Genomic DNA, 26,806 nt, shown 5'->3' with positions numbered 1-26,806 from the left:
TAGTAAACATTGTTCGGAAGGGATGAAATCATGCGGTGGCTTTGGCGGATGTTAATTTTATTAGCTTTTATAGCGATGTGGCAGAGTTTGGACAATAATCCTAAGGGACAGGCCGTTTCGGGATATGTTGCCGATAAAGTCAAGGTAGAAGTAAAGTATTGGCAAGAGCAGGTCCAGGATTTGCCTGCCAGCCTTGAAGCAGAGATCCGGCGCTGGTTCGGGGAATTCAAGCCGGACGGAAACGGGAAAGAGGTATAAATAGCTTTTTTGAGCTAAAACATGCAATTTGACAATACTAAGCTAAAGGAAGTATTATAAATAAGGCTGTGAGAACTTTACCCCGGAAGGGCAGGAGTCCGGCAGGCTTGAAAACATAACAGACTCAGGCTTTGGCTAAAGGAAATAGAAGGAGTGGAAATTTAGGATGGTTGGAATCACCGAGATTGCAGCGGAAAAGGTCAAAGAAGTTTTGGCGAACCAAAATAAAGAGAACGCCTACTTGCGCCTTTACGTCGCGGGTTTTGGTTGAGGCGGTCCAAGCTTCGGCATGACTCTGGATGAGTCTGCGCATGAGGAAGATGTAATGGATGAGGGGTTTGGGGTTAAGATCTTAACTGACAAAAAGCTCTCACCCTATCTGGAAGGTGCTGTGGTTGACTATATCGAATCCCGTTACGGCGGAGGTTTTGAAATCCGTACGCCGAATTCGGGCGGCGGGTGCGGCGATGGCTGCAGCTGCTAATTCTTAATATGTGATAACGTGCAAGATAAATTAAGTCATAATGCCTGAGGCATGATGAAAATATTGGAGCCCGTTTGGCTCCATTTTTCATGCCCATATTGAGATAATTTTAGGCTATAGTGTTAAGGCTATTGTACAGGGAAACTGAATGTGCTAGGCTAGTAGCCATGAAATAATTATTGGAGGGACATGTGATGGGTAGCGACAAGTCAAACCGGGGTATCGTTACGGTTTTAGGTAAAGATCAAATCGGAATCATTGCCTGGGTATCAGGTAAACTGGCGGAAAACAAGGTCAACATTTTAGATATTAGTCAAACCATTTTGCAGGATTTTTTCACCATGATTATGGTCGTTGATTTGAGCACCTCTGTTATAGAAATGGGAGAATTAGCAGTAATCTTACGGACAGAAGGTCAGGCCCGGGGACTTCAAGTCAATATTCAGCATGAAGATGTATTTACATACATGCACAGGGTGTAAGGGAAGGGGTTCATTATGACAATTACGTTCGCACCGGAAGAGATTTTGCAAACGATCGAGATGGTTAGAAACGAAAATTTAGACATCCGCACCATTACCATGGGCATTAGTCTGTTAGACTGTACAGACCAGGATCTGAAACGGATGGAACGGAAAATTTATGATAAAATCACGCAATCGGCTGCAAATTTGGTTAAAGTCGGCAATAATCTGGAAGCGCGCTATGGAATCCCCATTATCAATAAAAGAATTTCCGTGACTCCGGTTGCCATTGTAGCCGCTCATCTGGATCAGGACGGAATGGTCCGGATAGCTAAAACTCTGGACGCTGCTGCCCGGGAAGTGGGGGTTAATTTTCTGGGCGGATTTTCCGCCTTGGTGCAGAAAGGACTCACCAATGGGGATAAGGCTCTAATGCGAGCGATTCCCCAAGCCTTGGCTGAAACGGAAACCGTCTGTTCTTCCGTCAATATCGGCTCGACCAAGGCCGGAATTAACATGGATGCGGTCGCGGACATGGGTGGAATTATCCTTGAGAGCGCCCGGCTCACGGCGGTAAAAGACGGAATCGCGGCGGCCAAGTTGGTTGTATTCTGCAATGCACCGGAAGATAATCCGTTTATGGCCGGTGCCTTTCATGGGGTAGGGGAACCGGAACGGGTGCTTAATGTCGGGGTAAGCGGCCCCGGCGTAGTGGCCCACGTGGTGAAGAACAACCCGGAGGCGAATTTTGGGGAGCTCGCGAATCTCATTAAGAGAACAGCTTTCAAAATCACCCGGATGGGCGAGCTGATGGGGCGGGCGGCTTCAGCCGAATTAGGGGTGCCTTTTGGCATTGTTGATTTATCTCTGGCACCGACTCCCGCTGTCGGAGACAGTGTAGCGGAAATTCTGGAGTTTATGGGTCTGGAACGGGCAGGGACGCATGGGACGACCGCTGCCCTCGCGCTCTTAAACGATGCAGTCAAGAAGGGCGGTGCCATGGCTTCTTCCCATGTTGGGGGCTTGAGTGGTGCCTTTATCCCGGTTTCCGAAGATGCCGGGATGATTCGCGCAGTGGAAGAGGGTGCATTAACTTTGGATAAATTGGAAGCCATGACCTGTGTCTGTTCGGTTGGACTGGATATGATTGCTCTTCCGGGGGATGTTACTCCTGAGACCATTTCCGCGATTATTGCCGATGAAGCGGCCATCGGTATGATTAATAAAAAAACAACGGCCGTCCGGGTCATCCCGGCGATCGGGAAAAAAGCGGGAGACCGCGTTGAATTTGGCGGCTTGCTGGGAGGCGCGCCGGTGATTGAAGTTCATCCGTTTTCTTCAACTCAGTTTGTCCGCCGCGGCGGCCGGATTCCAGCTCCGATTACCAGTCTGTCCAATTAGATTAAGCTATCCAGGAGTTAGGAGTCAGGAGGCTGAATTCTGGAATTTTAGGAGCGTCACCACTGATTGTTTGGTTTTTCAACTGGCTTTTAATTTGAGTTCTGATTTGCGCCAACTTGAGTTAAATGAGAGGGTTGTTTTTTAATGTCCTATAGATCTCCTGAATTTCGGCTAATTCCAGCCATTTAAGCGCAAATTTAAGATTAAAACAATATTTTATTTCTGCCAGGATTCTATTTTGGGCTTAAGCTTAATAATGAATGTAAGAGAGCTTTTTTGCAAAAAACATTTAATGATGTAAAATTTATTTACGTTAATTCTCTTCCTTGGATCACGGAGCGCTATTCTAGTGCACTCTATGACATCTGAAGGCGGGCCTAAGAATCCGCTAAGGGCATACCGATGAAGTTCCTGGTGGTGGCTTTCGACGCCCAGTTGAGGGTTGCTGCTGGGAGTTAAGAATAAGGGGGATCCGCAATGGCATGTGGGCGCTACCCTTATTCGTGGAGGCCTAAGTTCGTGGCTTGAAAAAGTTACGGCTTAGGGATGAACCTGCATTAGGAAGGAACTTAGTGCAGTGTAGCCTGCCTTGAGTGGGAAAGTTGGGAAGGCAAAAGGGATTGAATGATGTTGGCCAACATGATTCAATCTGCCGGAAATTCTTTCCTGCAAAAGAGGCTAAGGTGACAGAACAGTGTTAAGGAAACTTCTAGAGCGTCAAGCAGCAAGGACTGAAGTGCGGACTAAGTGGCGATCAAGTTCTAAGTGCTGGCGACACCTTAGGCTGGGAGAAAGGGGAAACCGCCTTATGGGAAACTATGGGGAGCCCAGTGGGAAAACCTACTTGACCTAAGCCGCAATATTGACTTGTTGTGTCCTTTGATCCTAGGAACACACCTCTCTTATGCGAGAGGTGTTTTACTGTTTTTAGAATCATTTTCAAGTTATTTAACATATTATTGTACAGAGGGTCCTTTATTATTCCTATAGTTAATTTTTCCTTAATGAAAAATTAATAAAAAAGAAGGAAATAGGGAGTCTGTCTCGAATTCTTATTAAGGACAAGAAAAAGCTGAATCCGGTTGATCCGGAACGGGGGATTTTTTTCCTTGGGGTGAAGCGCGTACAGTGCGCCGGGTCTTACACCTTCCTACCCGAACCCGTCAACTAACCTCGTAAGCTCAGAAAGGTGGACAATTTAGTGTATTCTGGACGAATTTGGCTAGGGAGCGTCGCCCTTTCAGGTGTGCTCTTATTAAGCAGCATGCCGGGATTAGGTTCCGTTCCTACGGCCGCGGCTCAGACCGGGGTGGCTTTAAGTTCTACCCCAACCTTGATCGGGACACAGGCTCCGATTGTGAGTCAACAGTTGGGATTCACCGCTAAGAATGTGGCCGCTAGTGACTATGTTAAAGAAGCAGTAAAAATAGCAGCGACGAAAGCTCCCAGCACAGTGCAGGCAGCAACTTCAACACAAAAAGCTTCGGAGACAACAAAAAAAGCTCCAGAAACGAAAAAGGCCTTACCGCAAAGACCAGTGCAAGTGGCTAAAGCGGAGCCTGCAAAACAGGTTTCTCGCGGCGGCGCCAGTGCATCCGGAATTGTCAGTACAGCCTTAAGCCTGCAGGGCATACCGTATGTTTTCGGTGGTACCACCAGAAAAGGGTTTGATTGCTCAGGTTTTACGCAGTATGTATATAAGGCGTCCGGGATTTCCATTCCCCGCACATCTTATACTCAGTTCAACAGCGGAACTCCCGTGAGCAAGCAGGATTTGCAGCCGGGGGATTTAGTGTTCTTCACGACATATTCTAAAGGAGCTTCCCATGTAGGGATCTACGTAGGGAATGGCACGTTTGTACATGCTTCTGACAGCGGGGTGCGCACCACCAGCTTGAATGACAGCTACTATAAGAGCCGCTATTTGGGTGCCCGCAGAATGTAAGATGTGACCGATCAAAAAAGGCGGATTAATCGCCGGAGGCTGTTGACAATGTTAAATTGTCAACAGCCTTTAGGTTTTAATAACGTTTTGTAGCTATTACGCTTCACTCAGCCGTTTTTTCTCTTTCTCCTGGCGTCCTCTGGAACCCTGGGTGCCAATCTCGGCAATGCTGCCCGTGTCTTCCAGCAAATGGCTGGAGCCGACGAAGCGTGCCCCTTGTTCAATTTTAAGCTGCTTGGTATGGATATCCCCGTACAGCCGGGCGCTGGCGGCCAGTTCAAGATTCTCAAAGGCTTTCACATCCCCGTGAACTTCCCCGGCAATGCTGACGGCTTTACTTTCAATGTTGGCTTTTACCTTAGCCCCTGGGCCGATGGTCAGTTCCCCTCCGGCTTTGATCCCGCCTTCCACTTGGCCGTCAATGCGGGCATCTCCTTTGATAGTAAGTGTTCCGGTAATTTCACAGTCTTGGGCAATAAAGGTTATGTCCGTGCTTAGGCGGGAGGAATTCTTGTTAAACAAATCAATCACTGCTCCTTTGGTGTATCCATAAAATTCAGGGGATCTCTGTTTTCCCCGTTCACGATCACGCCGTAGTGGAGATGGGCTCCGGTGCTGCGCCCTGAGTTGCCGCTGAGGGCGATCACATCTCCTTGATTAACCTCTTGGCCTACTTTTACTAAGAGACGGGCATTGTGCCCGTAAAAGGTTACAATCCCGTTGCCGTGATCAATGGTTACTTTGCGGCCGTAGATGTTGTCCCATCCGGCAAAGACCACGGTCCCGCTGGCGGTGGCGTGAACCTCTGTCCCATAGTCACAGGCGATATCAATACCGCTGTGAAACTCGCTGGTCCATCTCCCGAACGGGTTTTTGCGATAGCCGAAATCTGAGGCAATTTCCCCTTCGAGCGGAAGCGTTGAGGGAGTATGTAAAAGCTGATCCTGCCGGGTCAGTGCCGCTGAACGGTACTTCTGAAAACGCTCAAGCTGTGCCTGGAGGAGATCGGCATTCAGGTCAGTGGAACGGGAAGGAACATAACTTTGCGGAGCCATGCCGGAATTGCGCTCACTATTTTGTTTGGTTGGCTCTATTCTCAAGATGGAAGATATTTCTTGCTCCAGGGAATTAATTTGGCCAAGGTTCTGGGTAATCTGGATATTTTGTTCCGTGAGGCGGGCGATTTCTTGATCTTTAGCCTGGAGCGCTTTCTGTAAGTAATCAATTTGGGCAAACTTTTGCTCATGGGCTTTGATGTAGTGGTTCTGATACAGATCATGGGCCAAAAGCAGGCTCACAAGTAAGGTGAACCCAACGCTTGCTCCTAAAAGCAGGCGCTTGCCGCGTACGGAAAAACGGAACTGGCGCGCGCGGGCATGCCCTTCCGGGATAATCAGGATGGTAAATTTACGCACAGATTTTTCTCCTCCAAGTTTACATGATTCTGTGGCAAAAATTATAGAGACTGGGGCAGCCAAGGCACCGGAGTATAACGGTAACACTCACCACCCGGAGCAGTGGCCGGACCCGGTCTTAAATTTTGAATATAGTTGTCGCTAAAATGACAGCTGCGTGTCCGCTTATAGTAGCACTGACGGCAGATTTCCACGCGGTAGTTAAGAATCATGCTGATGCTCCTTTTCAGGGTGAAAATGATAGAATACCGCTTGGGCTGCGACAGCCGGCAGGCCGGCACCCTGCAACTCAGAGACTGTGGCCGAACGGATCTTTTCTATAGACTCAAACGCACGCAGAAGCAGCTGGCGGCGGCGCGCCCCGATTCCGGGAATTCCGTCTAATTGGGATAAGACCATGTTCTTGGTCCGCTGCTGCCGGTGGAAGGTGATGGAGAAACGGTGCACTTCCTCTTGAATGCGGGTCAGCAAATAGAAGGCACTCTGATCTAAATTAAGTAGTTCTCCGTGAATATTCAAAAGTCCTGCGGTCCGGTGACGGTCATCTTTGACCATCCCGGCAATCGGAATGGTCAGATTGAGAGAGGAAAGCGCAGCCTTAGCGGCGCTGATTTGCCCCTTGCCTCCGTCAACTAGGACCAAATCAGGAAATGGAAGGTTCTCCGCCTGCAGGCGGGTGTAGCGCCTGGTAACGGCCTGTTTCATGGCGGCGGTGTCATCATTTTGTTCCAGGTCTTGGATTTTGAACTTGCGGTAACCTGAGCGCCAAGGACTTCCTTCCAGAAACTGAACCATACCGGCGACTGTGTGGGTTCCCGCCGTGTTAGAAATATCGAAAGCTTCGATCACACGGGGGGCAGGGATTTGCAGGCTCCGGCCGAGTGCGTCTAATCCTTCTTTCGCTTTGTCCCGGGTGAGACCGGCTAAAGCCTTTTCCTCTTCCAGTTTAGTGAGAGCATTGTCGTGGGCCAATTGCAGGAGTTCGCGTTTTTTCCCTTTATGCGGAACCGTCACCGGAAACAACTTCTCCAGAATGGAGTTGGACAGTTCCGGGATCAGGATTTCTTTGGGCCAAACCGGGTGCTCGGTGTAGAACTGAGCGACAAAAGAGATAAAAGCATCTTCCGCATCCTCGTAATAAGGGAAGATAAAACTGTCCCGGGAGAGGAGCTTTCCCTGACGCAGGTAGAAGATCTGGATGCACATCTGGTCTTCCAGGACGGCATACCCGACCACATCCCGGTCAATAAAATCAGTAAGGGTGATGTTTTGTTTTTCCCCGAGACGCTTTAGGTCCTGAATCAGGTCGCGGTATTCCGTGGCGCGCTCAAATTGTAATTCCTCCGAGGCTTTAAGCATCTTATCTTCGAGCCAGCGGACAATCCGCTCCTGTCCTCCCCGCAAAAAGGACTGAACGTCTTTTATGATGTTCTCATACCGGTGGGGCGCAATTTCTTCCACACAAGGGCCGAGGCACTGACCCAGGTGATAGTAGAGACAGGGGCGCGCCGGCAGCTGGCGGCATTTGCGCAGCGGGAATAGACGGTTTAAGAGCCGGGCGGCCTCTCTGGCCGAACCGGCGCTGGGATAGGGTCCGAAATATTTTCCTTTCTTGCGGTCAACATTGCGTGTAACCAGCATGCGCGGATGCGTTTCCTGGGTGATCATAATGTAAGGATAAGTTTTATCATCACGCAGGAGAATATTATATCTCGGGTTATGTTTTTTGATTAAATTGCATTCCAATACCAAAGCTTCCACTTCGGATTCCGTCAGGATATATTCAAAATCCGCGATTTGACTCACCAGTTTTTGGGTCTTGCCGTCATGGGAGCCGCTAAAATACGAGCGGACGCGGTTTTTTAAGACCTTTGCCTTCCCCACATAGATAATATGCCCGTCCGAATTTTTCATCAAATAGACCCCGGGCTTTTCCGGCAATAAGCTGAGTTTTTGACGCAGCATCTCCATAATATGCACACCCCGCTTGTCCTTTATTCTAGTGGGTTTAGTGCAGGGATGCAAGTTAATAAACATAATGAGCAGGAGTCGCTCGTATAATCTTCTGAAAGGGTGAATGGATTTAGAGTTCGGGAGGGAGAAATATGCCAAACTCCTGGGGGCGTCCGCCGCGGAATGAAATCTGGCAGGATTTGCAGGCTCTGGCGTTATGGGTAGTCATTATCGCCGTGGCCGGTTACCTGTTATTCCCTAATTTTTTTAAAGATGTTTATGCCAAAGTCAGTGAGCCGGCCGCTGTGACTGACACATTAAATGAAGTGACTTTGCCTGCCACTTCAGAGACAGATTCACGTGATTCCCAATTGTGGAACCTGCCGACTTTTCCAAGTGTAAGCAACTCCTTATACAATGGCAAAAGTGAGATTTCCACAGGATATTGGATTATTTTTGTTGCGGATGGCGAGTTCCAGCAGCTGGCGGTAAACAGTGAATCCTACGCTTTTTTACTGCGGTTGATCGAAAGTGATAGCAAAGCAACGGTGAAAAATACAGTGATCCTGGCGGCCAATGGGCAAATTCGCAAATATATTGTGAGCGACGAAGTGTATGCGGTGATTACCAATATGAATGTGATTGATGCCCGGGCGCGCGGGGCTTAAAGACAGCTAGCGGAAAAGGAGTTTTGCGCCCGCGGCAAAGAGCCCGAGACCGAGGAATTGCCAGGGACTCCAGTGGATCGCTTTCACTCCGAACCAGCCGAAATGGTCAATGAGCACGGCTGTACCCACCTGCCCGATAATGATGGCGGTGGTGGCATTGCACACCCCGATTTTCGGGATGCTTAAGGCCACCAAGCCGACGATAACAACGCTTAAGACTCCTCCGAGGTAAAGGTACCAGGGGATTCCCTGCCAGAATGCGCCAAAGACAGGGGAGCGCCGGGCTAACACCACTGCCAAGGCGACCACAGTGCCAATGATGTGGACAACCAGAGTTGCTAACAATAAGTTGGTTTTTTGGCTTAAGGCTGAATTAATTGTGCCCTGAACAGCCATGGTCACTCCTGAGATGGCTGCGATGATAAATGGCATCCCTAAGAATTTAAGCATCAATTTAACCTCCGATCTTATCTTTATTCTCTAAAAAATTCTCACATGGACAACTTACCCAACTCAGCTAAGATGTATCAGTATTCGTTTGACGGTTGAAGGGAAAATTAAAATTGTAAAGAAAAAAGATTGAAATGAGGTGGCGTCATGGATATCGACTACAGTTTAGTACAACGCGCCCAGATGCTCCTTAGTCTCAATCATCCACTGGCCCAGGTAAAGGATATTTTAATGAGGGAAGGATATCCCGGCGATCAGGTCAACGAATTAATTGATGCCACCGAAGAAGTCTTAAACTATTTGATGCCTCCGGAGTATGACGAAAATAAGATCGGAATTGACATTATCCATCCGGGAGAAAAAATTGAAGGAAGAAAACCCTCAGTGGACATTCTCCTGGATAAGCGAACCGGTAAAATTGATTTAATGACCCCGGAACTCCAAGAAACTTGGCGGGTGGCCAATGAGATTCGCAAAGCGGTAAGAGGCCAACGTCAGTACATGTCGAAGTTTTTCCATTAGAGCTTGATTTTCTTAGTTTACGAAAAAAGGACTCAAAGTCCTTTTTTTGCTGCCAGTGTGATACGCTCTTTTTAGTCTTGTCAGCGTACTCAAAATTTATGTTATAATTATAAAATGCATAGGATTACTCTACGGATACGTCACAGCAATCAGATGCACAATAAAAACTAGAAAGAAGGAACTTCCGTGATTTCTAAAGGTCTTGAAGATATATTTGCCAAAGTGGAAAACCGGGTACGGCTCGAAAGGGAAGACGGCCTTAAACTTCTGCAAACCAATAATTTTTTAGGTTTGGGCTATCTTGCGAATGAAAAACGGCGGAGCCTGACAGGGGATGAGGCGTTCTTTAATAATAATGCCCATATAAACTACAGCAATGTGTGCAAAGTTCGCTGCGGTTTCTGTGCCTTTGGCAAAGACAAGGAAGATAAAGGTTCCTACACCATGTCCGTACCGGAAGTGGTTGAAAAGGCAAAAAAATATGGTGCGTCAGGTGCAACTGAGATCCATATTGTCGGAGGAATCCATCCGGATTTGCCTTTTTCGTATTATCTGGATTTGGTTCAAAAAGTCAAAGAAGCGGTACCCGAGGTTAGCATTAAAGCCTTCACTGCGGCTGAATATGATTATTTTGCGCAAATGGAAGGGGTATCAGTTTCCGAGATTCTCAAGCAGTTCAAATCAGCAGGCCTCAGTTTTATTCCCGGTGGGGGAGCGGAAAATTTCAGCCCGCGGGTCCGGGCGCAAATCTGTCCGGGCAAACTCAGCGGAGAGCGTTGGCTTGAAATTCACCGGACGGCTCATCAACTGGGCATTCCATCGAATGCCAATATGCTTTACGGAATTATTGAAACCGATGAAGAGCTGATTGACCACTTGCTGCAGCTACGCCAGCTTCAGGATGAAACCGGAGGCTTCTATGCTCTAATTCCCACGGTTTTTCACCCCCGCCACACGCAATTCGAACATATCACCCAGGCCAGTGCCTTACGCACCTTAAAGGTTATTGCCACCGCCCGCCTGATCTTGGATAATTTCCGCTATCTTAAGGCTTACTGGGTCTCATCCGGACTTGCCACCGCCCAAATGGCCCTGACTTTTGGCGCCAATGATCTCGATGGAGTGGTCCGGGAAGAAAAGATTTACCATACGGCCGGCGCGACCAGCCCGCAAATGCAGACAGAAGATGAGCTTATCCGGTTAATTCGGGAAGCTGGGCTGATTCCGGTGGAACGGGATACCTATTACCATGTTATTAAACGTTATGAATAAGCTAAACGCTTTTGCCATGAAATCCTTCCCGGCTTTAACTCATCCGCCCTTTCGCTGGTTCTGGGGAGGCCAGATTATCTCCTTAATCGGGACTTGGACGCAAAATGTCGGTCAAGCCTGGCTCGTGCTTCAAATTACGGACTCTCCTTTTCTTTTGGGCTTGGTGAGCGCTCTTCAATTTCTGCCGATGCTGCTTTTTTCCCTTCATGCCGGCGTTTGGATTGACCGCTTGCCTAAGCGGAGAATTCTAATCCTGACGCAATCCGTGATGATGATCTTGGCTTTCCTCCTGGCTTCATTGGTTGGGAGCGGTCTCATTCAATTTTGGATGCTGGCTCTGATTGCCTTTGTCCTGGGGATTGCCAATACAGTGGATGTGCCTGCGCGCCAGTCTTTTGTCATTGAACTCGTCGGAAAAAAGCATCTGACGAATGCGATTGCCCTAAATTCAGCGATTTTTAACGGCGCCCGCCTGGCCGGCCCGGCGATTGCCGGGATCATTATGGCCTTATGGGGAGCGACCTGGTGTTTTATTATTAATGGGATTAGTTTTATTGGGGTTATTCTAATCTTGGTGTTCTTACTTCCTGCGAAGCAAGTGGAAACCAATCCTTCGGACCGCTCAAATACTCCCGTGCAACAGCAGCCAATGTGGCCTGAGATTAAAGAGGGCTTGCTTTATATTAAACGAACCCCGCCGATTTTCTTAAGCATCTTAATGATTGGGGTTTTAAGCCCTCTGGCTATGAACTTTAATGTTCTGGTGCCGGTCCTGGCTAAAATGGATCTGCACCGGGATGTTTTGGGTTACGGTTTATTGATGAGTGCCATGGGGTTTGGGGCGATGTTAGGGGCTTTAACGGTTGCTCTGCTAAGTAAATTCGGCCCGCGGGTACCAATCCTTTTAGGAGGGGCGGGCGGACTCGGAATTTTTTCAATCCTGTTGGGATTTCAGGTGAATTATGGGACTGCTGCTTTGATCCTGGCTTTTATGGGGTGGTGTATGATTGTTTTTGCCGCCTCAGCCAATTCCTTAATCCAAATGACGGTAGACAACCGGCTTAGGGGACGGGTGATGAGTGTATACTCGCTCGTGTTTGGGGGGATGACTCCCGTTGGGAGCTTCTTTTCCGGGAGCTTGGCTCATTTATGGGGTGCCAGGAAAACGTTTGCCTTTAGTGGTTTTCTGGTCTTAGTGTTTCTCGGATTTATTTTGCCGTTTCAGCGCAAGCTGCAGGCAAGGCCACGCAGGGAGGGGTAATCAATGCGAATTGGAGTTCTGTCAGATACCCATATGGTGAGTGGCAAGAAATTGCCGTCCCAGGTCTGGGAGACCCTAAGCGGGGTTGATCTGATTTTGCACGCCGGAGACCTGACGTCGGCGGATTTTCTGGCGGATTTAATGCTGTTGGCCCCGGTGCGGGCCGTCAAGGGAAATTGCGACGGCCCGGAAATCCTGCTTCCCGAGCGGGATATTGTCTCCTGTGACGGCATAAACATCGGCCTGATCCATGGACACGGCGGCCTGCGCGGGAACACTCCGGAGCGGGCTTACCGGGCCTTTGCCGGGGAGAATGTGCAAATAGTTGTGTTTGGACACAGCCATTCTCCTTACCTCAATGAAGAGGACGGGGTGCTGCTCTTTAACCCGGGTTCCCCTACCGCCAAAAGAAGAGAACCTCAGTATTCGTTCGGCTTGCTCGAAATTAACGGGGGAGAGCTGAAGGCGCGCCATTATTACTTTTAATACATAAAGAGCAGGGAACGAGCAACACTATGGTTAAACTTTGATTTAAGGAGATTAGCCCATGAAAAGCTCGTTCGAAATCTTGAGCCAAATCCTAATGGGAGAGCATATCGCCATTGATCAATATCAAGCTTATATTGACGCTCTTCCCGCCAGCCCTTTGCGCAATCATTTAGTGGCGATTTTAACCGACCATAAGGAACACGCCACCCGCCTGGCTTATTTTATCCAGACTAATGGCGGGCATGTTCAGGAAGGGACCGGACTAGGCGGGATGATTGCAGGCTGGAAAACCAAACTCAAGCACTTGCGCGAAAATGAACCGCTCGCTATGCTGGAGGCACTCTATGCCGGGGAAGATCAAGGACTGGCTAAAGCGGAAGAACTTTCAGCCAGTCATCTCAGCGCTTCGGAGCAAGAAATTATGGCAGGCATCTTTGAGGATGAGCGCAACCATTTGAAGCAGCTCGAACGACTCAGGGAGGATTTGCTCCAGTAAAACTTTTTGAGGATAAATCATTTCGGATAAGAAAAGAAAAAGGATGCAGAAACGGAAAGCCGTGTCTGCATCCTTTTGTGTGTTTGGTTTATGCGTCTTGTTCCTGTATTTTCTTGGCTAAACGCCGACGGGCTAAAATTTCAGCTACTTTGCCACTGTCCCCGAGGACAACTCCCTTAAGCCGCCAATCCCGGAACGTCTGCCAAAACTGCTGTTCAGAGATGCGTCTGGTGTAGCGTTCCGATTCTTCATCGTATGGCCAAAAAACATCGACCCACATCGTTCCTCTATTCGTTAGAACTAAAACGAAATGTACTAATTCCGGATTAGGGGATTCGACATCACGCATTAGGATGTGTGAACGGCCGTTTGGAAAATCTGTCCTCATGTAAACAAGCTTCATCACTATCCTCCTTTGGCGCCCAACCTTGATGAAGTATTTTCCCTGCTTCTAGTATAGCACGAATTGAGGGAAATATCGAATGGAACTTCAGAAAATTATCAGAAAATTTTGTGGTTGGGCTTCTGTAATGTTGTATATCACAACTTATGCGCTTTGGCTGCCCCACGTTCCAAGTATGGAGCGTTTGCCCTTGGTACATAATAGAAAAGTCATTTAGATTATCAGATTATAGGAGGGAATAATTATGCTCACAGTCATTCATACGTTTAATCATCCAGACCAAGATAGGATCCTCTCCGAAATCAAGAGCGGACTGTCCACAATGGATGATGTCAGTGGTTTTAAATATGCTTCTCTGAACAAGCAAACCAATACCAATGATTTTGTAGTGGTATCAAAGTGGGACAATCGCGCAGTTTTCGAAGATTGGACCGGCACCGTCGGCGAAAACAACGCCTTTAAGCAGGCAACTCCCCAAATCTTCGACGTCCTCGAGGAACGGTATTAGCGGGCAAGGAATCTTGCCCTTATTATCTGTATAATTTCTTATAGGCTAGTGCTAATGCCCGGGTGACACTCTTTTGGTCATCCGGAGCGCTCACCTGAAACTCGGTGTCGTCCAGGCGCTGAACGGGCATAATCCCCATTAGAGCGTTGGTCATAAACACTTCATCGGCTTGTAGCAGGGATTCAAGCGGGAGATGCTCCTGATGAATTCTTAGACCCAACTGAGCCGCAAAGCGGAAGACTAGTTCCCTGCGGGTGCCGGGCAGGCAGCCGCTCGCAAGATCAGGGGTAAAAAGTTCCCCTTTCTTTACCAGGAACAGGTTACTCGCTGCCCCTTCACATAGATTATTTTGGGTGTTAAGCCATAGCCCTTCGTCGCATCCTTGACGGAGGGCTTCTCTTTTCCCCAGATAGTTCTCAGAGTAGTTCACGGTTTTGGCCATGGCCAGGGGGGAGTATTCATTCTTACGCCAGGGCAGGAGGTGGAGCGAGATTCCCTTGGAGTATTGATCCGGAGTATAGGGAATCGGGCGGGAGCTTATAAAGAGTTGAGAGGGTTGATCATGCTCGGGAGAGCCTCCGCTTAAGGTTAAGCGCAGGGCATACGGAAGGGAAAGTGTTTGCTTGCGTACGGATTCATAAAGGGTAGATTCTATCGTTTCAAAGGAGGGAAGCTCAAGGCCGAGAATCCGGGCCCCCTGCTGCAGCCGCTGCCAATGCAAATCCAGGAAAGCCGGCCCGCTTTCAGTGACAAGAACCGTTTCAAAGAGGCCATGTCCGAACAACAACAGGCGGTCGGTCTCAGGAAGGGTGATTTCAGTCATGGGGCATTACTCCTTTAAGGACGCGGAAAAGCGCCTGGGCTTTGTCAAGGGTCTCTTCATATTCCCGTTCTGGGACAGAGTCGGCCACGATCCCCCCGCCGGCGTGCAAATAGGCTTGTCCGTTCTTAAGGATAATGGTGCGAATCACAATATTTAAGTCCCAAGCTCCGTCAAATCCGAGGTAACCGATGCTTCCGGTGTAAATTCCCCGCTTATAAGGTTCAAGTTCTTCGATGATTTCCATAGCCCGGATTTTAGGGGCGCCGGTTATTGACCCTCCGGGAAAAATAGCGTGGAGAATGTCTTTCGGAGTCAGCCTGCTTTGCAGGTGACCGTTAACCGTGGAAACGAGATGCCAGACAGTGGGGTATTTCTCAAGCCGGATCAAATCCGGAACCCGAACGGTTCCAAAACGGCAGATGCGTCCAAGGTCATTGCGCTCCAAATCAATAATCATCGTCAGTTCAGCCCGGTCTTTCTGGCTGTGCCATAACTCCTCGGCCTGAGCGCGGTCTTCTTTATCAGTTTTACCCCTTGGACGGGTTCCTTTAATCGGCCGGGTTTCAATTTTCCCGGTAGGCTCAATTTTTACAAAGCGTTCCGGGGAGCTTGAAAGAATCTGGAAATCAGGATAAGGCAGGAAGGCCGCAAAAGGTGCGGGGTTATACGTGTGAAGCTCGCGGTAAAGCTGCCAGGGATCTCCGGAAAAAGGGAGGGAAAAACGCTGGGTCAAATTGGCCTGGTAAATGTCCCCGGCGTAAATGTATTCGATCACGCGCTTTAGATCGGATAAGTATTGGTCTTTCCTAACACTTAAGGAAATCAAGCGTTTATCCGGTTCTTTGGCAGCGGGTGCTAACCCCAAAGATTCCGGGGGTTGAAAAGAAAGGACAAGCTCTTTCAATGCCTTTAAGCGTTCAGCCGCCAAAGCTGCGGAACATTTTCCTTCCTCAGTCATGCCACAGGCGGCCAGGTGGTAAGTCTTATCCAGGTGATCATAGATAAGGATGCCGTCATACCAGGCAAAGCGCCAAAGCGGTAAGGAAAGATCATCTTGAGTACGCAGGGGCAGGGTTTCCAGTTCATCCTTAAGGTCATAGCTCAGGTAACCGACCGCTCCGCCTGCAAAAGGAAAGGCTGGGGGAGACGGTGCCTGGAATTTGGCGGTCAGTAAATTAAGAACATCCAAGCTTTGCTGACCGGCTGCAGGAATTGTTTCTTTTATCCCGCTTACAAGCCATTGGATTTCCGTGTGCCCGGGGTAAGCGCTGGCTATCAGGAACGGGTTACAGCCCAGAAAGGAGAAACGCCCTAAATCCCCGTAATCTTCCCCGCTGTCCAGAAAAAAGGGGTAAGAAGCAGAGCTCAGGGCAGAGACCAGTTCATGGGGAGGAGTAGATAAGGGCAGAGGTTCCATTATCCAAGGGGACGGCGCCTGATTACGCAACCAGGTCCGGGCATTTAAGAGGGCGTTTTCCAAAAGCTTATGCCCGGCTTCTGTAAGGATAGCTTCGGGGTGAAACTGAACCCCTTCCAGGGGTAAGGTGCGATGGCGAATTCCCATGATTTCGCCTTCGTCCGTTTCGGCGGTGATTTCCAGAACGGTAGGGATGCTGGAACGATCAAGGGCCAAAGAATGATACCGGGTAACCGGCAAAGGGTAGGGCAAGCCCTCAAACACCCCCTTACCGTCGTGTTTAATGATTGAAACTTTACCATGGACAGGTTGGCGCGCACGCACCACCTTAGCCCCGAATACCTGGCCTAAGGCCTGATGCCCCAGGCACACCCCTAAAATGGGAATCCGGCTGCCTAAGGTACGGATTACATCCAAAGATAATAGCGCCTCATTCGGAGTACAGGGGCCGGGAGAGATGACTATGAGTTCAGGGTTAAGTGCTTCAATCTCGGCCAGAGTACATTCATCCCGGCGCTTTACGATTACCTCCTCGCCGAGCTCTCCGAAATACTGGTAGAGGTTAAAGGTAAAAGAGTCAAAGTTGTCGAGGATAAAGACCATTGAGCTGCTCCTTTGTGGGCAAATCTATTCTTTGCCCGAGTCGATTTTGGAAAGCATATCCAGAAGCTCAGTTAACGCAGGACCGAGGTTGGAATTCGCAATACCTTGCAGAGTCATGGTGCTGTTGATGGTCACTAAACCAACATTTGACCCTTCCGCTTCAATCTCTATGGATTTAACGTCCATCTTCACACTTTGGCGGTCAATCGTTAAAACCATGGGCCGGCTTTCCGGAAAGTCAGCTCTTAAGACCGTGCGGTCTGAAGCGATAGGCAGGGGGGTGGCAGTCGAAAGGTCAGCCAGGACAAATGAGGATTCGAGCAATAAGTTTTGCACCACAGCCATGTTGGAGTTCCAGGGGAGCTTAAGAGGGTAGACTTGGCAGGTACCGGAAGCAGAGTAAAAAATGATTGAATAAGCATTGTCTTTGGTTAGGTAAGGTTTAGCGGTGCAGCCGGTAAGTAAGAAAATTGAAGTGAGTAAACTCAATCCCCACACCAACCATCTCCGCTTTAACCGTAATTTCCAAAGCAAAGTACAGCCCTTCTTCCCATTGCTATTAATATCTTTAGCAAGTGATAAATCGATGCATTAAGGACAGTCCATAATCATTATTCGCTCTCTTCTTTGAAAATCCTGCACTCGTTGATTCTTAAAGATAAAATGTGTACAATGGCTTCAGGAGAGGGGAGAACTTTTTGCACGAACCGATTGTGGTCCTGGATCTTGAAACAACCGGTCTTGACTGTTACCGGGATGAAATTATAGAATTTGCAGCCTGGCGAATCGAAGACGGTAAGCCGGTAAGATCGCTTGTCTTTTGCGTGCGCCCTCGGCATAGGGTACCCGCAAAAGTTCTTAAACTGACAGGAATTACGGAAGCAGAACTGCAATTGGCTTTACCGATCGCGCACTACCGGGAAGAGATTAAGGATTTTCTTAAGGGAGCCATTATCGCCGGGCACAATATCTCATTTGACTTAAGTTTCTTGGAGAGAGCGATTGGAGCTTTTTTCCCGGCAGGAATCTGGGATACCCTTGAGCTTGCGCGCATCTTTTTTCCGGCGCTGCCCAATCACCGTTTGAGCACTTTAGCGGATAAACTCAATTTGAACGAATCCTCAGCACCATCCTGGCACCGGGCCGGCGCGGATGCCTGGGCTGCCTGGAAATTGCTTGAGGCTTGCTGGGACTACGGAAGTAAACTGGATCAAAGTTTCTTCGATCAAGCAGCCCCTTTGTTGGAGGAATGGTCAGGAAGGAGCTTTATCCAGGCCTTGCACAAACATATTATCCGAACCTTCCCGGACCGCCCCATTCGCACCGGTCTGATTCTGGCTGAATCCCCGGCCTGGTTTGAGGAAAAGCCGAAGTCACGGATACCCGAAGACCGGGACTGGGTGATCGGGTGCTTTACTCCCGGAGGAATTCTCGAACAAAGCCTGAATGGCTATGAAAGCCGGAGCGGCCAGGTGAAAATGGCGGAAGCCGTAACTTCGGCTTTGACAGGTTCCGGCCATGCCGTGATCGAAGCCGGGACCGGCACTGGGAAATCCTTGGCATACTTAATTCCTGCCCTGTGGTGGGCCCGCACAACCGGGAAAAAAGTTGTGGTGGCAACTCATACCATTCCATTGCAGGAACAGCTCTATGCTAAGGATTTACCTTTACTCAGACAGGCTCTGCCATTTCCTTTCCAATCGGCGCTCCTTAAAGGGAGAGGAAATTACCTCTGTCTTAAAAAGTGGACTGAACATCTGGGGACGATTTCAGAATTGCCTTTGGAAGAGAGGCTGGCTTCCTTAAGCATTCTATCCTGGTTAAGGCAAACAGTGAGCGGGGACGTGCAGGAGCTGGCGCGCTTCCAGGGGATTGACGGCGTTTGGCAGCGGGTGGGCGCGGATACGGACGGATGTTACCCTAAACGATGCCCCTACTCGGGGATCTGCTTTTTACTGCGGGCGCGCAAGCAGGCGGAAGAGGCTGATGTGATTGTTGTCAACCATTCCCTGCTCTTTTCCGATATGCGGGCCGATTATAACGTGCTCCCTGAGCACCAATATCTTGTGGTCGATGAGGCCCATCATTTTCAAGAAGTGGCTCTCGAACAAATGGCCGTAAAGATTAGCCTGGAACAGATCAAGCTTTTCCTGGATAAACTCTACCGCCAAGGCGGGGGCGGTTTCATCGCGCACTTAAAGAGTCGTTTGCGCAAACACGAAGAGGAACTCCCCGATTTTGACTGGATCAGTTTTAATGCGGATGCTTCAGAGCTGCCGGAGCTGGGCCAAGCCGTGCTGGCACAAGCTTTCGAGTTATTTGAGTTTCTTAAGGGAATAATCGGTAGTGAGCAGACTTTGCGCTTGACGGCAGAGCAGCGCAGGCAAGCATGGTGGGAAGTATTTGCTGTCCAGGCAGAAAACTTGCGTCAAAGACTGCAGGGGGTGAGCGCCAACTTAGATAGGATCGTATCTTTGCTGGCGAAGCAGGATGTAGAACTGTTAGAAGAAAGCCTGTATGAATTAGGCGGAAATTGTGCCCGCTTGCAAGAGTTTATCGAGGTCCTGTCCTTAATCTTTGAGGAAGATACCCTGGAACGGGTCGACTGGCTTGAACGTTTTCCATCCTTGTGTTTGAAGTCTTCTCCGGTCGAAGTAAGCGCAATTTTGGCTGAAAAAATTTTTTCCCGCCTGGAGACTGCCGTTCTTACTTCGGCTACCATCAGTATCGCCGGTGATTTTAGCCATTTTCTGCGTGAAAACGGCCTGCCCCTTACCACCAGAACGCTTAAAGTCGAGTCCCCCTTTGATTACGAGCGGCAAATGCGTTTTTATGTCGTGAAGGATTTGCATGAGGGGGTTAACCTCTCAGGCGCCCAAGTAGCCCATTTTATATCTTCCGTGGTTGAACGGATGCGCGGCCGGACCCTCGTGCTTTTCACCTCACACCTCTTTTTACGGGAAACCCACGGGTATTTGACTGAATTTCTGGAACATAGCGGGGTGGAAGTTTTAGGACAGGGAATTGACGGGGGACGGAAATCCGTCTTGGAGCAATTTCTGGCCAATCCTCAAAGCGTGCTTTTAGGTGCCAACAGTTTTTGGGAAGGGATTGATATTCCGGGAGATCCGCTTTCCTGCGTCATTATGGTCAAGCTTCCGTTTTGGCCGCCGACTCTGCCTTTGATTGAAGCCCGCTCCGAACTTCTAAGCGCTCAGGGGCATAATGCGTTCCGGGAATATCTCTTGCCCGAGGCAGTGATCCGGTTTAAACAAGGATTCGGGCGCTTGATTCGCTCAAAAGCCGACCGGGGAATTGTCATTTTGCTCGATGCCCGGGTAATTCATAAAAGTTATGGCTCGGTGTTCTTGTCTTCCTTGCCGCTATTAAAGCATGTCCGTGCCGAAAGGGAGCAAGTTTTAGCCGGGGTGGAGTCCTGGCTCGAAAATTCCCTGGAAAATGCAGTGCTTTCCTAAATGCCTTAAAGATGATAAACTAGATACAATTAAAATGAGGGGGTCTGTGCCAGGTGAAATTTCCTATTGCCCGCGACAGCTGGCCTTATCTGTTAGGTTTAGCTGTTTTGTCCGTAATCTTGTATTTAATTTGGCCCTGGATCGCGCTCATACCCGCTATCTTATTTTTATTCATTCTATATTTCTTTCGCAACCCGGAGCGCACGATTCCCGGGGATGAGACCATGTTGGTCTCTCCTGCCGATGGAGTGGTTATGGATATAGAAAGGGTATTTGAAGACCGTTTTCTAAATGGTGAGAGCATCCGAATCCGGATTTTTCTTAGCCTTTTCAATGTTCATATGAACAGGGTTCCAATGTCCGGCACCGTGGTTTACCGGGATTACCGTCCCGGTCAGATGCTGCCGGCATTTAAAAGCCATGCCTCCGAAGTCAATGAAAAAAATTTTGTAGGGATTGAAAACCAAAATCTACGGATATTAGTCACTCAAGTCACCGGGTTCGTCGCCCGCCGCATTGTATGTTGGGTCAAAACCGGGGATCAAGTGGTACGGGGAGAACGCTTCGGCCTGATCAAATTTGGTTCCTGTACCGAACTTTTTGTGCCGCCGTACGTCGAGGTGGCCGTTAAGCCCGGAGAGAAAGTCGTTGGCGGAGTAACAGTAATGGGGTTGGTGAAAGTTAATGAACGAACGGGCGCTTAATACCCGGATGATCCCGAGCATTTTTACTCTGGCCAATTTGGTATTCGGTTTCTTATCCCTGGTTTGGACCGTAGACGGCAAATTTAAGCTGGCTGCCGGGATGGTTCTTTTATCTGTGCTTATGGATAGCCTGGACGGGAAAGTAGCACGGAAACTTGCCGTTAGCTCGGATTTTGGGAAAGAACTCGATTCTTTGAGTGATCTGGTGTCCTTTGGAGTGGCGCCGGCCCTGCTCACGTATCGCCTGTTCTTGCAGGATTTTGGGGTATGGGGTCTACTCATCGCCATTGTGTTTCCGGTGTGTGGGGCGATACGGCTGGCCCGCTTTAATATTCTAAATATCAGCACTCATTTTCTTGGGGTTCCGATTACGTTTGCCGGAGGATTTACAGCTTTATTGGTCTTATTCCACGGCACGGTTCCTTGGGTTATCTTTCCTGTGAGTATGGTGGCTCTTTCCGGATTGATGGTTTCCTCCATCCGGGTTCCTAAGCTAGGGAAATAATACACTGTTTACAGAGCCCTATTTGCGTAGAATCAGATCAACGCAAATAGGGCTTTTTCTAATAACAATCAGAAAGCATAAATCTTTGGTGGCACAAGTGCAACTAAACAAGTGCGTTAGTCTCACCGGGACTAACGTAGCGCAAGCCGAGTTTTCTTGTTTACCGAAAGAATCAGTAAGAGTAACCCTTGCGTGGTTTCCGGCATATAGTAAGGCACAAACACGCGCATGGAGGGAAATATATGGACAGTCAACAAGTGAATTGGGCTAATGTCGGGGTGCGTATGGTTCGGGGGTTAACCACAACCATAGATGCCATCCGCCAGTTAGACGTACAGGAGGCATCCCTTGTCATGAGGCTCCTGGGCAAGACGTGTACCAAAATGATGCAGGATGGGGTGGGACATCAATTTGGAATTGCCTTAATCGAGACCAGCAGTCAATTAGCAATGAAGGAAAAACTAGTACTTGAAGATGTATTGCGCATCATTACTTCGATTATTGGCAGACTCTATTTAACGGCCTCTTCCGAGGAAGAGCGCCGTCTGGTGGCCCAGCTGGAGGAAGCTGTTAACAATTACCACTTAACCTAAACGGACGTTTCTGAATCAGTCAGCATAAGATAAATGAGCAACGAGTTAAAGGAGGGGTCAAAATGAAGATCTATTACGTTCGTCTGCCCGAGTTTATACTTAATCTTTTAAGAAAAGTTTTCGGATAATGTCATGAACTTGAACTTTCCCTCCTACAATTAAGTAAGGACAAGTATAGAAAAGGGAGGGAAATCAATGCGTCATAGCCGGTATATCTGGGTCATTGGCTTAATTCTCGTTGCTTTCTTAGGGATGATGGTATGGGAAAGCCCTGAGGTGGTATGGACGACGCTGGCTGACCCGGGGTATAATGATTCGGCCCGTGCGACTGTCCAACATTTTTGGAATCTTATGGATTCAAGGCAGCTTGATCTGGCACACCATTTGTTTAGTGACAATTCCGCAAAAGCTCTGGCGGAATTTCGCACCTGGGAAAAACAGCTCCGGGGAGATCCTTTTTTAGCAGTCCAAAGGGTAGATTTTATAGCTGCGGATAATCCTCAAAGGATTGTGACCAAAGTATATTGGAATGATCATAATCCGACCACTTTTCTTTTCGCTCTGGAGCAAACAAAGGATGGCTGGCGGATTATTGAGATGAAGCCAACAGATGGACTCTCCTTAGTTGGGGGGAACAGTTATGGAGAGTTTCTTGGGACTTGGCCCGGATCAACTGCCGGATAGAGACAGTGGCAGCCGCATGCCGCTGCGGTTGTATGTCGGTTTGTTTTATGTCCTGGTAGGAACGGTATGCTATCTCTGCTTTCATTGACATAAACCAAGGCCTATAAGCCGCTCAACAACCGGGCGGCTTTATCCATTTTCGCAAGAATAGATTTAGGACAAATGACAAAAACTGTTGGCGAGATGTGCCCAAAGTCACACTACCGAAAGTTTTTATATGATAGACTAATTTCGGAAGAAAGGAGGGCTTCAAAATGGCTCAAGAACATTTAGAGCATGAATGCGAACACTGCGGAACGAGCAGTGAACTGACCCCGGTCATTACTTATGTTTTTCAGGGAGAAGAAAAACACGTATGCACGCATTGTTTGCCCATGCTCATTCATGGCTAAATCCGGAATCTTTGATGGATAGGTGATAACATGGCTTTCACTCTGGATATGAAACTAAAGGATATCATGGCAGCCAACCCTAAAACGGTGGATGCCATGCAAGAAATGGGTTTGCATTGTTTAGGCTGCCCTTTTTCCGTGAATGAAACGCTGGCTAATGCGGCCCAGATGCACGGACTGGATGCCAATGCTCTCTTGAATAAGATCAATTCAGTGGAGCAAGGGGAAATGTCTCCGGAAGCAGCTGCCAAAGCACAGCCCCCGGGTTCGATTTTACAGATGGATAAAAAGACTTATGCGATAGCCCCTCATATCCCGGCAGGGGTGGCAACTCCGGAAATATTGCGGAAAATTGCGGATGTCGCGGAAAAATATCAAGCAGCTGCGATTAAAGTGACCACGGCTCAGCGGATTGCTATTGTAGGGCTTGACCCGGCGGACGTGCCGAAGGCTTGGGAAGACCTCGGGATGGATCCCGGACATGCGGTCGGGTTATGTGTGCGCAGTATCAAAGTATGCCCGGGCCGAACTTTCTGCAAGCGCGGTCTGCAAGAAACTCTGGAGCTTGGGCTTCAGCTTGATAAAAACTATCATGGTATGTCCCTGCCTTCGAAATTTAAGATTGCGGTCGCTGGATGTCCTAATAAGTGCACGGATGCAGCGACGGTTGATCTAGGGCTAATGGGGACCAGCAAAGGTTATCATCTTTATGTCGGAGGAAATGGAGGAGTGAAGCCGCGGATTGCCGAGCTTCTTCTCGAAAACCTGCAGCGTGATCAAATTCTTCCGGCTGTAGACGCAGTCATTCACTATTACAACGAGAAAGCTAAACCGCAGGAACGGCTCGGACGCCTTTTAGACCGGATTGGGAAAGAGGAACTGCATTCTGTGGTGAGTCAGGTAATTGCTTAAGGGTTTAGAAGAAAAGCGGATGGCTTCCCATCCGCTTTTTCATTCCCTGAAACCTGTTTTGTTCTTTTGAAACTAGTCTTCGCTGACATGAATTGCATCAACCGGGCAGCCGTCCGCTGCTTCCTTGGCTGAATCTTCGACTTCCGAAGGGACTGGGTTGACATAAGCAATGGCTAAACCGTCATCATCCATCTGAAAGACTTCAGGACAGACGGAAGGACAGGCTCCGCATCCGATGCATGTATTCTTGTCGACTGCAGCTATCATGTTTGAACCTCCTTTGTGTTCGCTAAATACTATTTTTTCCCGTTTAGGCTTGGATATTCACGAAGATAAACACGATTCATGCTGCTCTTGAGAAAGGTGGGTAGAAAATGAGTGACAATGTCAGTTGGGAAAATCTTAAACATTATCTTGATGCCTGCATCCAAAGAAACGAACCGGCTTATTTCCTGCTTACCGGCGAGCCGCCGACCTTAACCGGAGGTTTGATTAAAGCAGTTCATCCCGAAGAGGAAAGCATAACTTTGACATCACATCAAGAAATCCCTTTGGCAAGCATCTTAGGCTTTCCTGAGGAGGGTTTGTGACGGCAGCAGTTATGGCGGCAGGTCATGCGGTCAGGAAGCCTGATTATCATCAACGGAAAGAGTGCGCCTTATTTTGAATTGGAAGAAAACGAACGATTTAAAGTCGTCGAAGCCTTCTTTAATAACACCTTAATCGCTATTGGAGGATATGTTTTGCTAAAGCATGCCTTTGCTCCCGCAGATTCGCCTTCTTTCTAAATTCGGAAGGCTAGTTTGTGAAAAAAAGCGGAATTTGCGTTGAGAAGCTATTACCATATTTATCCAGATCACCTTTGCTTTAGCGCCTTCAACCATTTCCGCGTTTCTGTTACCTTTCCTAATTTTTTGCGATTTCGACATAGGGGGTAACGTATAATAAGGTCACCGGCGGGAATTAGAAAATAAAGCTTAATAAACGCTTACGCCGTCCGGTAAAAACACTTAAGGCGGGATGATGGCAGAATGGGAAAAAAATCAAAATCGTTGTCGCGGATGACAACCGCAGTTTATGTCAAATGCTACAGGACTACCTGCAAAGCCAGGATGATCTGCAAGTCATTGGACTGGCCTACAACGGAGTAGAGGCTTGGGATTTAATTCAGACACACGAGCCGGATTTGGTCATCATTGATTTAGTGATGCCGAGCTTAGATGGTTTAGGAGTGTTAGAGAGGATAGGTTCCCGTACAACTTCCCCCAGACCAAAAGTCATAATGCTAACAGCTTTCGGACAAGAATCCTTAACCCATCAGGCAATGATGCTCGGAGTGGATTATTTCATCCTTAAACCTTTTGATTTAGATGTCTTAGGCAAGAGAATCAGGGCTCTTACACATGAAAGTGCGATGCCGGTGGGCACCTTCACCTCGGCTCCGACTCCGGTTACGTCCGTAGGGAGTACGGTCAATCTAGGAGCGGAAGTGACTTCTATGATGCATCAGATTGGAATTCCGGCACATGTGAAGGGCTATCAATACATACGTGACGCCATCCTCATGGTGGTTGAAGATGTTTCTCTTTTGGGTGCGGTGACGAAAGAGCTTTACCCGGCCATCGCCAAAAAATATGATACAGCGCCCAGCCGGGTGGAACGCGGGATTCGCCATGCCATTGAACTGGCGTGGGAAAGAGGACATACCGACACCCTTAAAAGGATTTTTGGGTATTCGATGAATATTGAACGACAAAAACCGACTAATTCAGAATTTGTGGCTCTACTGGCCGATAAGCTGCGGGTCATGAACAAAGTCAGCTAAGTACTCACAATTCCCCTTAAATCAGCCCTCATCCAACCTGGATGGGGGCTGATTTTTTGGCCGACTCTGGTCTTAAATCTCAAAAAGGGTTAAAATAACTTAGGAAACTGACGGGGGAGTGGATGGCATATGCTTACAGACAAAAGCCTTAATCGCCAAGAGAAAGGGAAGTTTATTGTATTTGAAGGGGTTGACGGTTCGGGGCTAAGCACGCAAGCCAGCCGACTCCATGCCTGGCTGGAACAAACAACCGGACGTAAAGTGCTCCTGACCAAAGAACCGAGTGAAGGACCGGTAGGGGTTCTTCTTCGCCAGGCCTTAAATAAACGGATACAAGGGTTAGGAGCGGATACAATGGCCTTGCTTTTTGCGGCTGACCGTTTGGACCACCTAAATCATGCCATTCTGCCGGCATTGGCTAAAGGGTATCATGTGATTTGTGACAGATATTTACTCTCATCCCTCGCTTATCAAGGCCGGAACTTTCCTCTGGCCTGGCTTAAACAAATTAACGCCGAGGCAATTGCCCCGGATTTAACGATTTTTATCCGTGTTGATCCGGTCATCACGCTGCAACGCATTGCCGACAAGAGGTTTCAGGTGGATTTATTTGAACAGGAGAACATATTGCGGGAGGTACTAAGTAACTACAACCTTTTGGTTAACGAATTAGGCAGGAAAGGGCAAAAGATTATAGAAATCGATGGCAATCACGCCCTAGACGACGTAAGCACTGAAATTCTGTCAAGCGTGCAGGAATTAATACCCAAGTTTGGCGTAAAAAATTTCCAGTACCAGTCGTAGCAAGGCTTTGAGGCATACATCAATAATATTTTTGTCACTACAACGTATTTTCCAAAGATTTTGTTATCTGTTTTAATGC

33 protein-coding genes and 1 riboswitch are annotated in these 26,806 nt (G+C 48.5%); of the genes, 23 read left to right on the top strand and 10 right to left on the bottom strand.

Annotation, left to right across the window (positions count from 1 at the left end; genetic code table 11):
* Nucleotides 1-48: 48 nt before the first annotated feature.
* From J0X21_RS11215 to J0X21_RS11195, 5 genes are all read left to right on the top strand, one after another.
* Nucleotides 49-258 (top strand): hypothetical protein, encoded by a 210-nt coding sequence (locus J0X21_RS11215; RefSeq protein WP_206812298.1) that lies wholly within the window; start codon nucleotides 49-51, stop codon nucleotides 256-258.
* Between the two features lie 166 nt (nucleotides 259-424).
* On the top strand, nucleotides 425-742 hold the full coding sequence (locus J0X21_RS11210; protein ID WP_206812297.1) for a HesB/IscA family protein: 318 nt from the start codon (nucleotides 425-427) through the stop codon (nucleotides 740-742).
* A gap of 194 nt (nucleotides 743-936) precedes the next feature.
* On the top strand, nucleotides 937-1,224 hold the full coding sequence (locus J0X21_RS11205) for an ACT domain-containing protein (protein ID WP_206812296.1): 288 nt from the start codon (nucleotides 937-939) through the stop codon (nucleotides 1,222-1,224).
* Nucleotides 1,225-1,239: 15 nt separating this feature from the next.
* Nucleotides 1,240-2,607: a PFL family protein gene (locus tag J0X21_RS11200; RefSeq protein WP_206812295.1), complete on the top strand. Its 1,368-nt coding sequence runs from the start codon at nucleotides 1,240-1,242 to the stop codon at nucleotides 2,605-2,607.
* A 1,060-nt stretch (nucleotides 2,608-3,667) separates the two neighbouring features.
* Nucleotides 3,668-3,804: riboswitch (cyclic di-AMP (ydaO/yuaA leader) on the top strand.
* A 4-nt stretch (nucleotides 3,805-3,808) separates the two neighbouring features.
* Nucleotides 3,809-4,552: a C40 family peptidase gene (locus tag J0X21_RS11195; RefSeq protein ID WP_328812783.1), complete on the top strand. Its 744-nt coding sequence runs from the start codon at nucleotides 3,809-3,811 to the stop codon at nucleotides 4,550-4,552.
* 96 nt (nucleotides 4,553-4,648) lie between these two features.
* On the opposite strand, the gene J0X21_RS11190 is transcribed toward J0X21_RS11195, so the two are convergent.
* The 4 genes from J0X21_RS11190 to uvrC are packed head-to-tail and all read right to left on the bottom strand — an operon-like array spanning nucleotide 4,649 to nucleotide 7,992.
* Nucleotides 4,649-5,074: a bactofilin family protein gene (locus tag J0X21_RS11190; RefSeq protein WP_206812294.1), complete on the bottom strand. Its 426-nt coding sequence runs from the start codon at nucleotides 5,072-5,074 to the stop codon at nucleotides 4,649-4,651.
* A gap of 5 nt (nucleotides 5,075-5,079) precedes the next feature.
* Nucleotides 5,080-5,967 carry a peptidoglycan DD-metalloendopeptidase family protein gene (locus tag J0X21_RS11185; RefSeq protein ID WP_206812293.1) on the bottom strand — a complete coding sequence of 296 codons (888 nt, stop codon included), beginning with the start codon at nucleotides 5,965-5,967 and terminating at the stop codon, nucleotides 5,080-5,082.
* 41 nt (nucleotides 5,968-6,008) lie between these two features.
* Nucleotides 6,009-6,179 carry a hypothetical protein gene (locus J0X21_RS11180; RefSeq protein WP_206812292.1) on the bottom strand — a complete coding sequence of 57 codons (171 nt, stop codon included), beginning with the start codon at nucleotides 6,177-6,179 and terminating at the stop codon, nucleotides 6,009-6,011.
* Nucleotides 6,169-7,992 (bottom strand): excinuclease ABC subunit UvrC, encoded by a 1,824-nt coding sequence (gene uvrC, locus J0X21_RS11175; protein WP_407947648.1) that lies wholly within the window; start codon nucleotides 7,990-7,992, stop codon nucleotides 6,169-6,171. Before uvrC ends, J0X21_RS11180 begins: the two co-directional genes overlap by 11 nt.
* A gap of 80 nt (nucleotides 7,993-8,072) precedes the next feature.
* Here uvrC and J0X21_RS11170 point away from each other — a divergent pair, with 80 nt between their 5' ends.
* Complete coding sequence (locus J0X21_RS11170) at nucleotides 8,073-8,588, top strand: hypothetical protein (protein ID WP_206812290.1); 516 nt, start codon at nucleotides 8,073-8,075, stop codon at nucleotides 8,586-8,588.
* Between the two features lie 6 nt (nucleotides 8,589-8,594).
* On the opposite strand, the gene J0X21_RS11165 is transcribed toward J0X21_RS11170, so the two are convergent.
* On the bottom strand, nucleotides 8,595-9,038 hold the full coding sequence (locus tag J0X21_RS11165) for a DMT family transporter (protein WP_206812289.1): 444 nt from the start codon (nucleotides 9,036-9,038) through the stop codon (nucleotides 8,595-8,597).
* Nucleotides 9,039-9,185: 147 nt separating this feature from the next.
* Between J0X21_RS11165 and J0X21_RS11160 the strand changes: the two genes are divergently transcribed.
* From J0X21_RS11160 to J0X21_RS11140, 5 genes are all read left to right on the top strand, one after another.
* Nucleotides 9,186-9,560, top strand: a complete 375-nt coding sequence (locus tag J0X21_RS11160) for a hypothetical protein (RefSeq protein WP_206812288.1) — start codon at nucleotides 9,186-9,188, stop codon at nucleotides 9,558-9,560.
* Nucleotides 9,561-9,746: 186 nt separating this feature from the next.
* Entirely contained in the window at nucleotides 9,747-10,832 is a 1,086-nt protein-coding gene (gene mqnE / locus J0X21_RS11155; protein ID WP_206812287.1) for an aminofutalosine synthase MqnE, read from the top strand.
* The gene (locus J0X21_RS11150; RefSeq protein WP_206812286.1) at nucleotides 10,810-12,093 is read left to right on the top strand and encodes an MFS transporter; all 1,284 of its coding nucleotides are present in this window, start codon (nucleotides 10,810-10,812) and stop codon (nucleotides 12,091-12,093) included. The genes mqnE and J0X21_RS11150 overlap by 23 nt, the downstream gene beginning before the upstream one ends.
* Nucleotides 12,094-12,096: 3 nt before the next feature.
* Complete coding sequence (locus tag J0X21_RS11145) at nucleotides 12,097-12,579, top strand: metallophosphoesterase family protein (protein ID WP_206812285.1); 483 nt, start codon at nucleotides 12,097-12,099, stop codon at nucleotides 12,577-12,579.
* A gap of 61 nt (nucleotides 12,580-12,640) precedes the next feature.
* The gene (locus J0X21_RS11140) at nucleotides 12,641-13,078 is read left to right on the top strand and encodes a ferritin-like domain-containing protein (RefSeq protein WP_206812284.1); all 438 of its coding nucleotides are present in this window, start codon (nucleotides 12,641-12,643) and stop codon (nucleotides 13,076-13,078) included.
* Nucleotides 13,079-13,166: 88 nt separating this feature from the next.
* On the opposite strand, the gene J0X21_RS11135 is transcribed toward J0X21_RS11140, so the two are convergent.
* Nucleotides 13,167-13,481 carry a hypothetical protein gene (locus J0X21_RS11135; RefSeq protein ID WP_206812283.1) on the bottom strand — a complete coding sequence of 105 codons (315 nt, stop codon included), beginning with the start codon at nucleotides 13,479-13,481 and terminating at the stop codon, nucleotides 13,167-13,169.
* 244 nt (nucleotides 13,482-13,725) lie between these two features.
* Between J0X21_RS11135 and J0X21_RS11130 the strand changes: the two genes are divergently transcribed.
* Nucleotides 13,726-13,989 (top strand): antibiotic biosynthesis monooxygenase, encoded by a 264-nt coding sequence (locus tag J0X21_RS11130; protein WP_206812282.1) that lies wholly within the window; start codon nucleotides 13,726-13,728, stop codon nucleotides 13,987-13,989.
* A 22-nt stretch (nucleotides 13,990-14,011) separates the two neighbouring features.
* Here J0X21_RS11130 and J0X21_RS11125 read toward each other — a convergent pair whose 3' ends face one another.
* Genes J0X21_RS11125 through J0X21_RS11115 form a run of 3 tightly spaced genes read right to left on the bottom strand, consistent with a single transcriptional unit; the run spans nucleotide 14,012 to nucleotide 17,330 of the window.
* Nucleotides 14,012-14,812: an aminotransferase class IV gene (locus J0X21_RS11125; RefSeq protein ID WP_206812281.1), complete on the bottom strand. Its 801-nt coding sequence runs from the start codon at nucleotides 14,810-14,812 to the stop codon at nucleotides 14,012-14,014.
* On the bottom strand, nucleotides 14,805-16,832 hold the full coding sequence (pabB, locus tag J0X21_RS11120; protein WP_206812280.1) for an aminodeoxychorismate synthase component I: 2,028 nt from the start codon (nucleotides 16,830-16,832) through the stop codon (nucleotides 14,805-14,807). Before pabB ends, J0X21_RS11125 begins: the two co-directional genes overlap by 8 nt.
* A 24-nt stretch (nucleotides 16,833-16,856) precedes the next feature.
* Nucleotides 16,857-17,330 carry a hypothetical protein gene (locus tag J0X21_RS11115; protein ID WP_328812777.1) on the bottom strand — a complete coding sequence of 158 codons (474 nt, stop codon included), beginning with the start codon at nucleotides 17,328-17,330 and terminating at the stop codon, nucleotides 16,857-16,859.
* A 200-nt stretch (nucleotides 17,331-17,530) separates the two neighbouring features.
* Here J0X21_RS11115 and J0X21_RS11110 point away from each other — a divergent pair, with 200 nt between their 5' ends.
* The 7 genes from J0X21_RS11110 (at nucleotide 17,531) to J0X21_RS11080 (ending at nucleotide 24,098) form a co-directional block, all read left to right on the top strand.
* Nucleotides 17,531-20,308 carry a helicase C-terminal domain-containing protein gene (locus J0X21_RS11110; protein ID WP_206812278.1) on the top strand — a complete coding sequence of 926 codons (2,778 nt, stop codon included), beginning with the start codon at nucleotides 17,531-17,533 and terminating at the stop codon, nucleotides 20,306-20,308.
* Nucleotides 20,309-20,361: 53 nt separating this feature from the next.
* Nucleotides 20,362-21,012, top strand: a complete 651-nt coding sequence (locus J0X21_RS11105) for a phosphatidylserine decarboxylase family protein (RefSeq protein WP_328812775.1) — start codon at nucleotides 20,362-20,364, stop codon at nucleotides 21,010-21,012.
* Complete coding sequence (pssA, locus tag J0X21_RS11100; RefSeq protein ID WP_206812277.1) at nucleotides 20,993-21,517, top strand: CDP-diacylglycerol--serine O-phosphatidyltransferase; 525 nt, start codon at nucleotides 20,993-20,995, stop codon at nucleotides 21,515-21,517. The genes J0X21_RS11105 and pssA overlap by 20 nt, the downstream gene beginning before the upstream one ends.
* Before the next feature lie 242 nt (nucleotides 21,518-21,759).
* On the top strand, nucleotides 21,760-22,110 hold the full coding sequence (locus tag J0X21_RS11095) for a recombinase (protein ID WP_206812276.1): 351 nt from the start codon (nucleotides 21,760-21,762) through the stop codon (nucleotides 22,108-22,110).
* A 195-nt stretch (nucleotides 22,111-22,305) separates the two neighbouring features.
* Nucleotides 22,306-22,794 carry a hypothetical protein gene (locus tag J0X21_RS11090; RefSeq protein ID WP_206812275.1) on the top strand — a complete coding sequence of 163 codons (489 nt, stop codon included), beginning with the start codon at nucleotides 22,306-22,308 and terminating at the stop codon, nucleotides 22,792-22,794.
* Between the two features lie 254 nt (nucleotides 22,795-23,048).
* Nucleotides 23,049-23,186 carry a hypothetical protein gene (locus J0X21_RS11085; RefSeq protein WP_206812274.1) on the top strand — a complete coding sequence of 46 codons (138 nt, stop codon included), beginning with the start codon at nucleotides 23,049-23,051 and terminating at the stop codon, nucleotides 23,184-23,186.
* Between the two features lie 30 nt (nucleotides 23,187-23,216).
* On the top strand, nucleotides 23,217-24,098 hold the full coding sequence (locus J0X21_RS11080; RefSeq protein WP_206812273.1) for a DUF1858 domain-containing protein: 882 nt from the start codon (nucleotides 23,217-23,219) through the stop codon (nucleotides 24,096-24,098).
* Between the two features lie 72 nt (nucleotides 24,099-24,170).
* Here J0X21_RS11080 and J0X21_RS11075 read toward each other — a convergent pair whose 3' ends face one another.
* The gene (locus J0X21_RS11075) at nucleotides 24,171-24,365 is read right to left on the bottom strand and encodes a ferredoxin (RefSeq protein WP_206812272.1); all 195 of its coding nucleotides are present in this window, start codon (nucleotides 24,363-24,365) and stop codon (nucleotides 24,171-24,173) included.
* 107 nt (nucleotides 24,366-24,472) lie between these two features.
* Between J0X21_RS11075 and J0X21_RS11070 the strand changes: the two genes are divergently transcribed.
* From J0X21_RS11070 to tmk, 4 genes are all read left to right on the top strand, one after another.
* Nucleotides 24,473-24,688 (top strand): hypothetical protein, encoded by a 216-nt coding sequence (locus J0X21_RS11070; RefSeq protein WP_206812271.1) that lies wholly within the window; start codon nucleotides 24,473-24,475, stop codon nucleotides 24,686-24,688.
* 24 nt (nucleotides 24,689-24,712) lie between these two features.
* Nucleotides 24,713-24,886, top strand: a complete 174-nt coding sequence (locus tag J0X21_RS11065) for a hypothetical protein (protein WP_206812270.1) — start codon at nucleotides 24,713-24,715, stop codon at nucleotides 24,884-24,886.
* Nucleotides 24,887-25,140: 254 nt separating this feature from the next.
* Nucleotides 25,141-25,923, top strand: a complete 783-nt coding sequence (gene spo0A, locus J0X21_RS11060) for a sporulation transcription factor Spo0A (protein WP_206812309.1) — start codon at nucleotides 25,141-25,143, stop codon at nucleotides 25,921-25,923.
* A 129-nt stretch (nucleotides 25,924-26,052) separates the two neighbouring features.
* Nucleotides 26,053-26,727 carry a dTMP kinase gene (gene tmk, locus J0X21_RS11055; RefSeq protein ID WP_206812269.1) on the top strand — a complete coding sequence of 225 codons (675 nt, stop codon included), beginning with the start codon at nucleotides 26,053-26,055 and terminating at the stop codon, nucleotides 26,725-26,727.
* The last annotated feature ends 79 nt before the right edge of the window (nucleotides 26,728-26,806 follow it).

This window comes from Paradesulfitobacterium ferrireducens (assembly GCF_017310645.1).
GTDB lineage: Bacteria > Bacillota > Desulfitobacteriia > Desulfitobacteriales > Desulfitobacteriaceae > Paradesulfitobacterium > Paradesulfitobacterium ferrireducens.
This window is presented reverse-complemented; position numbering and strand designations above follow the sequence as displayed.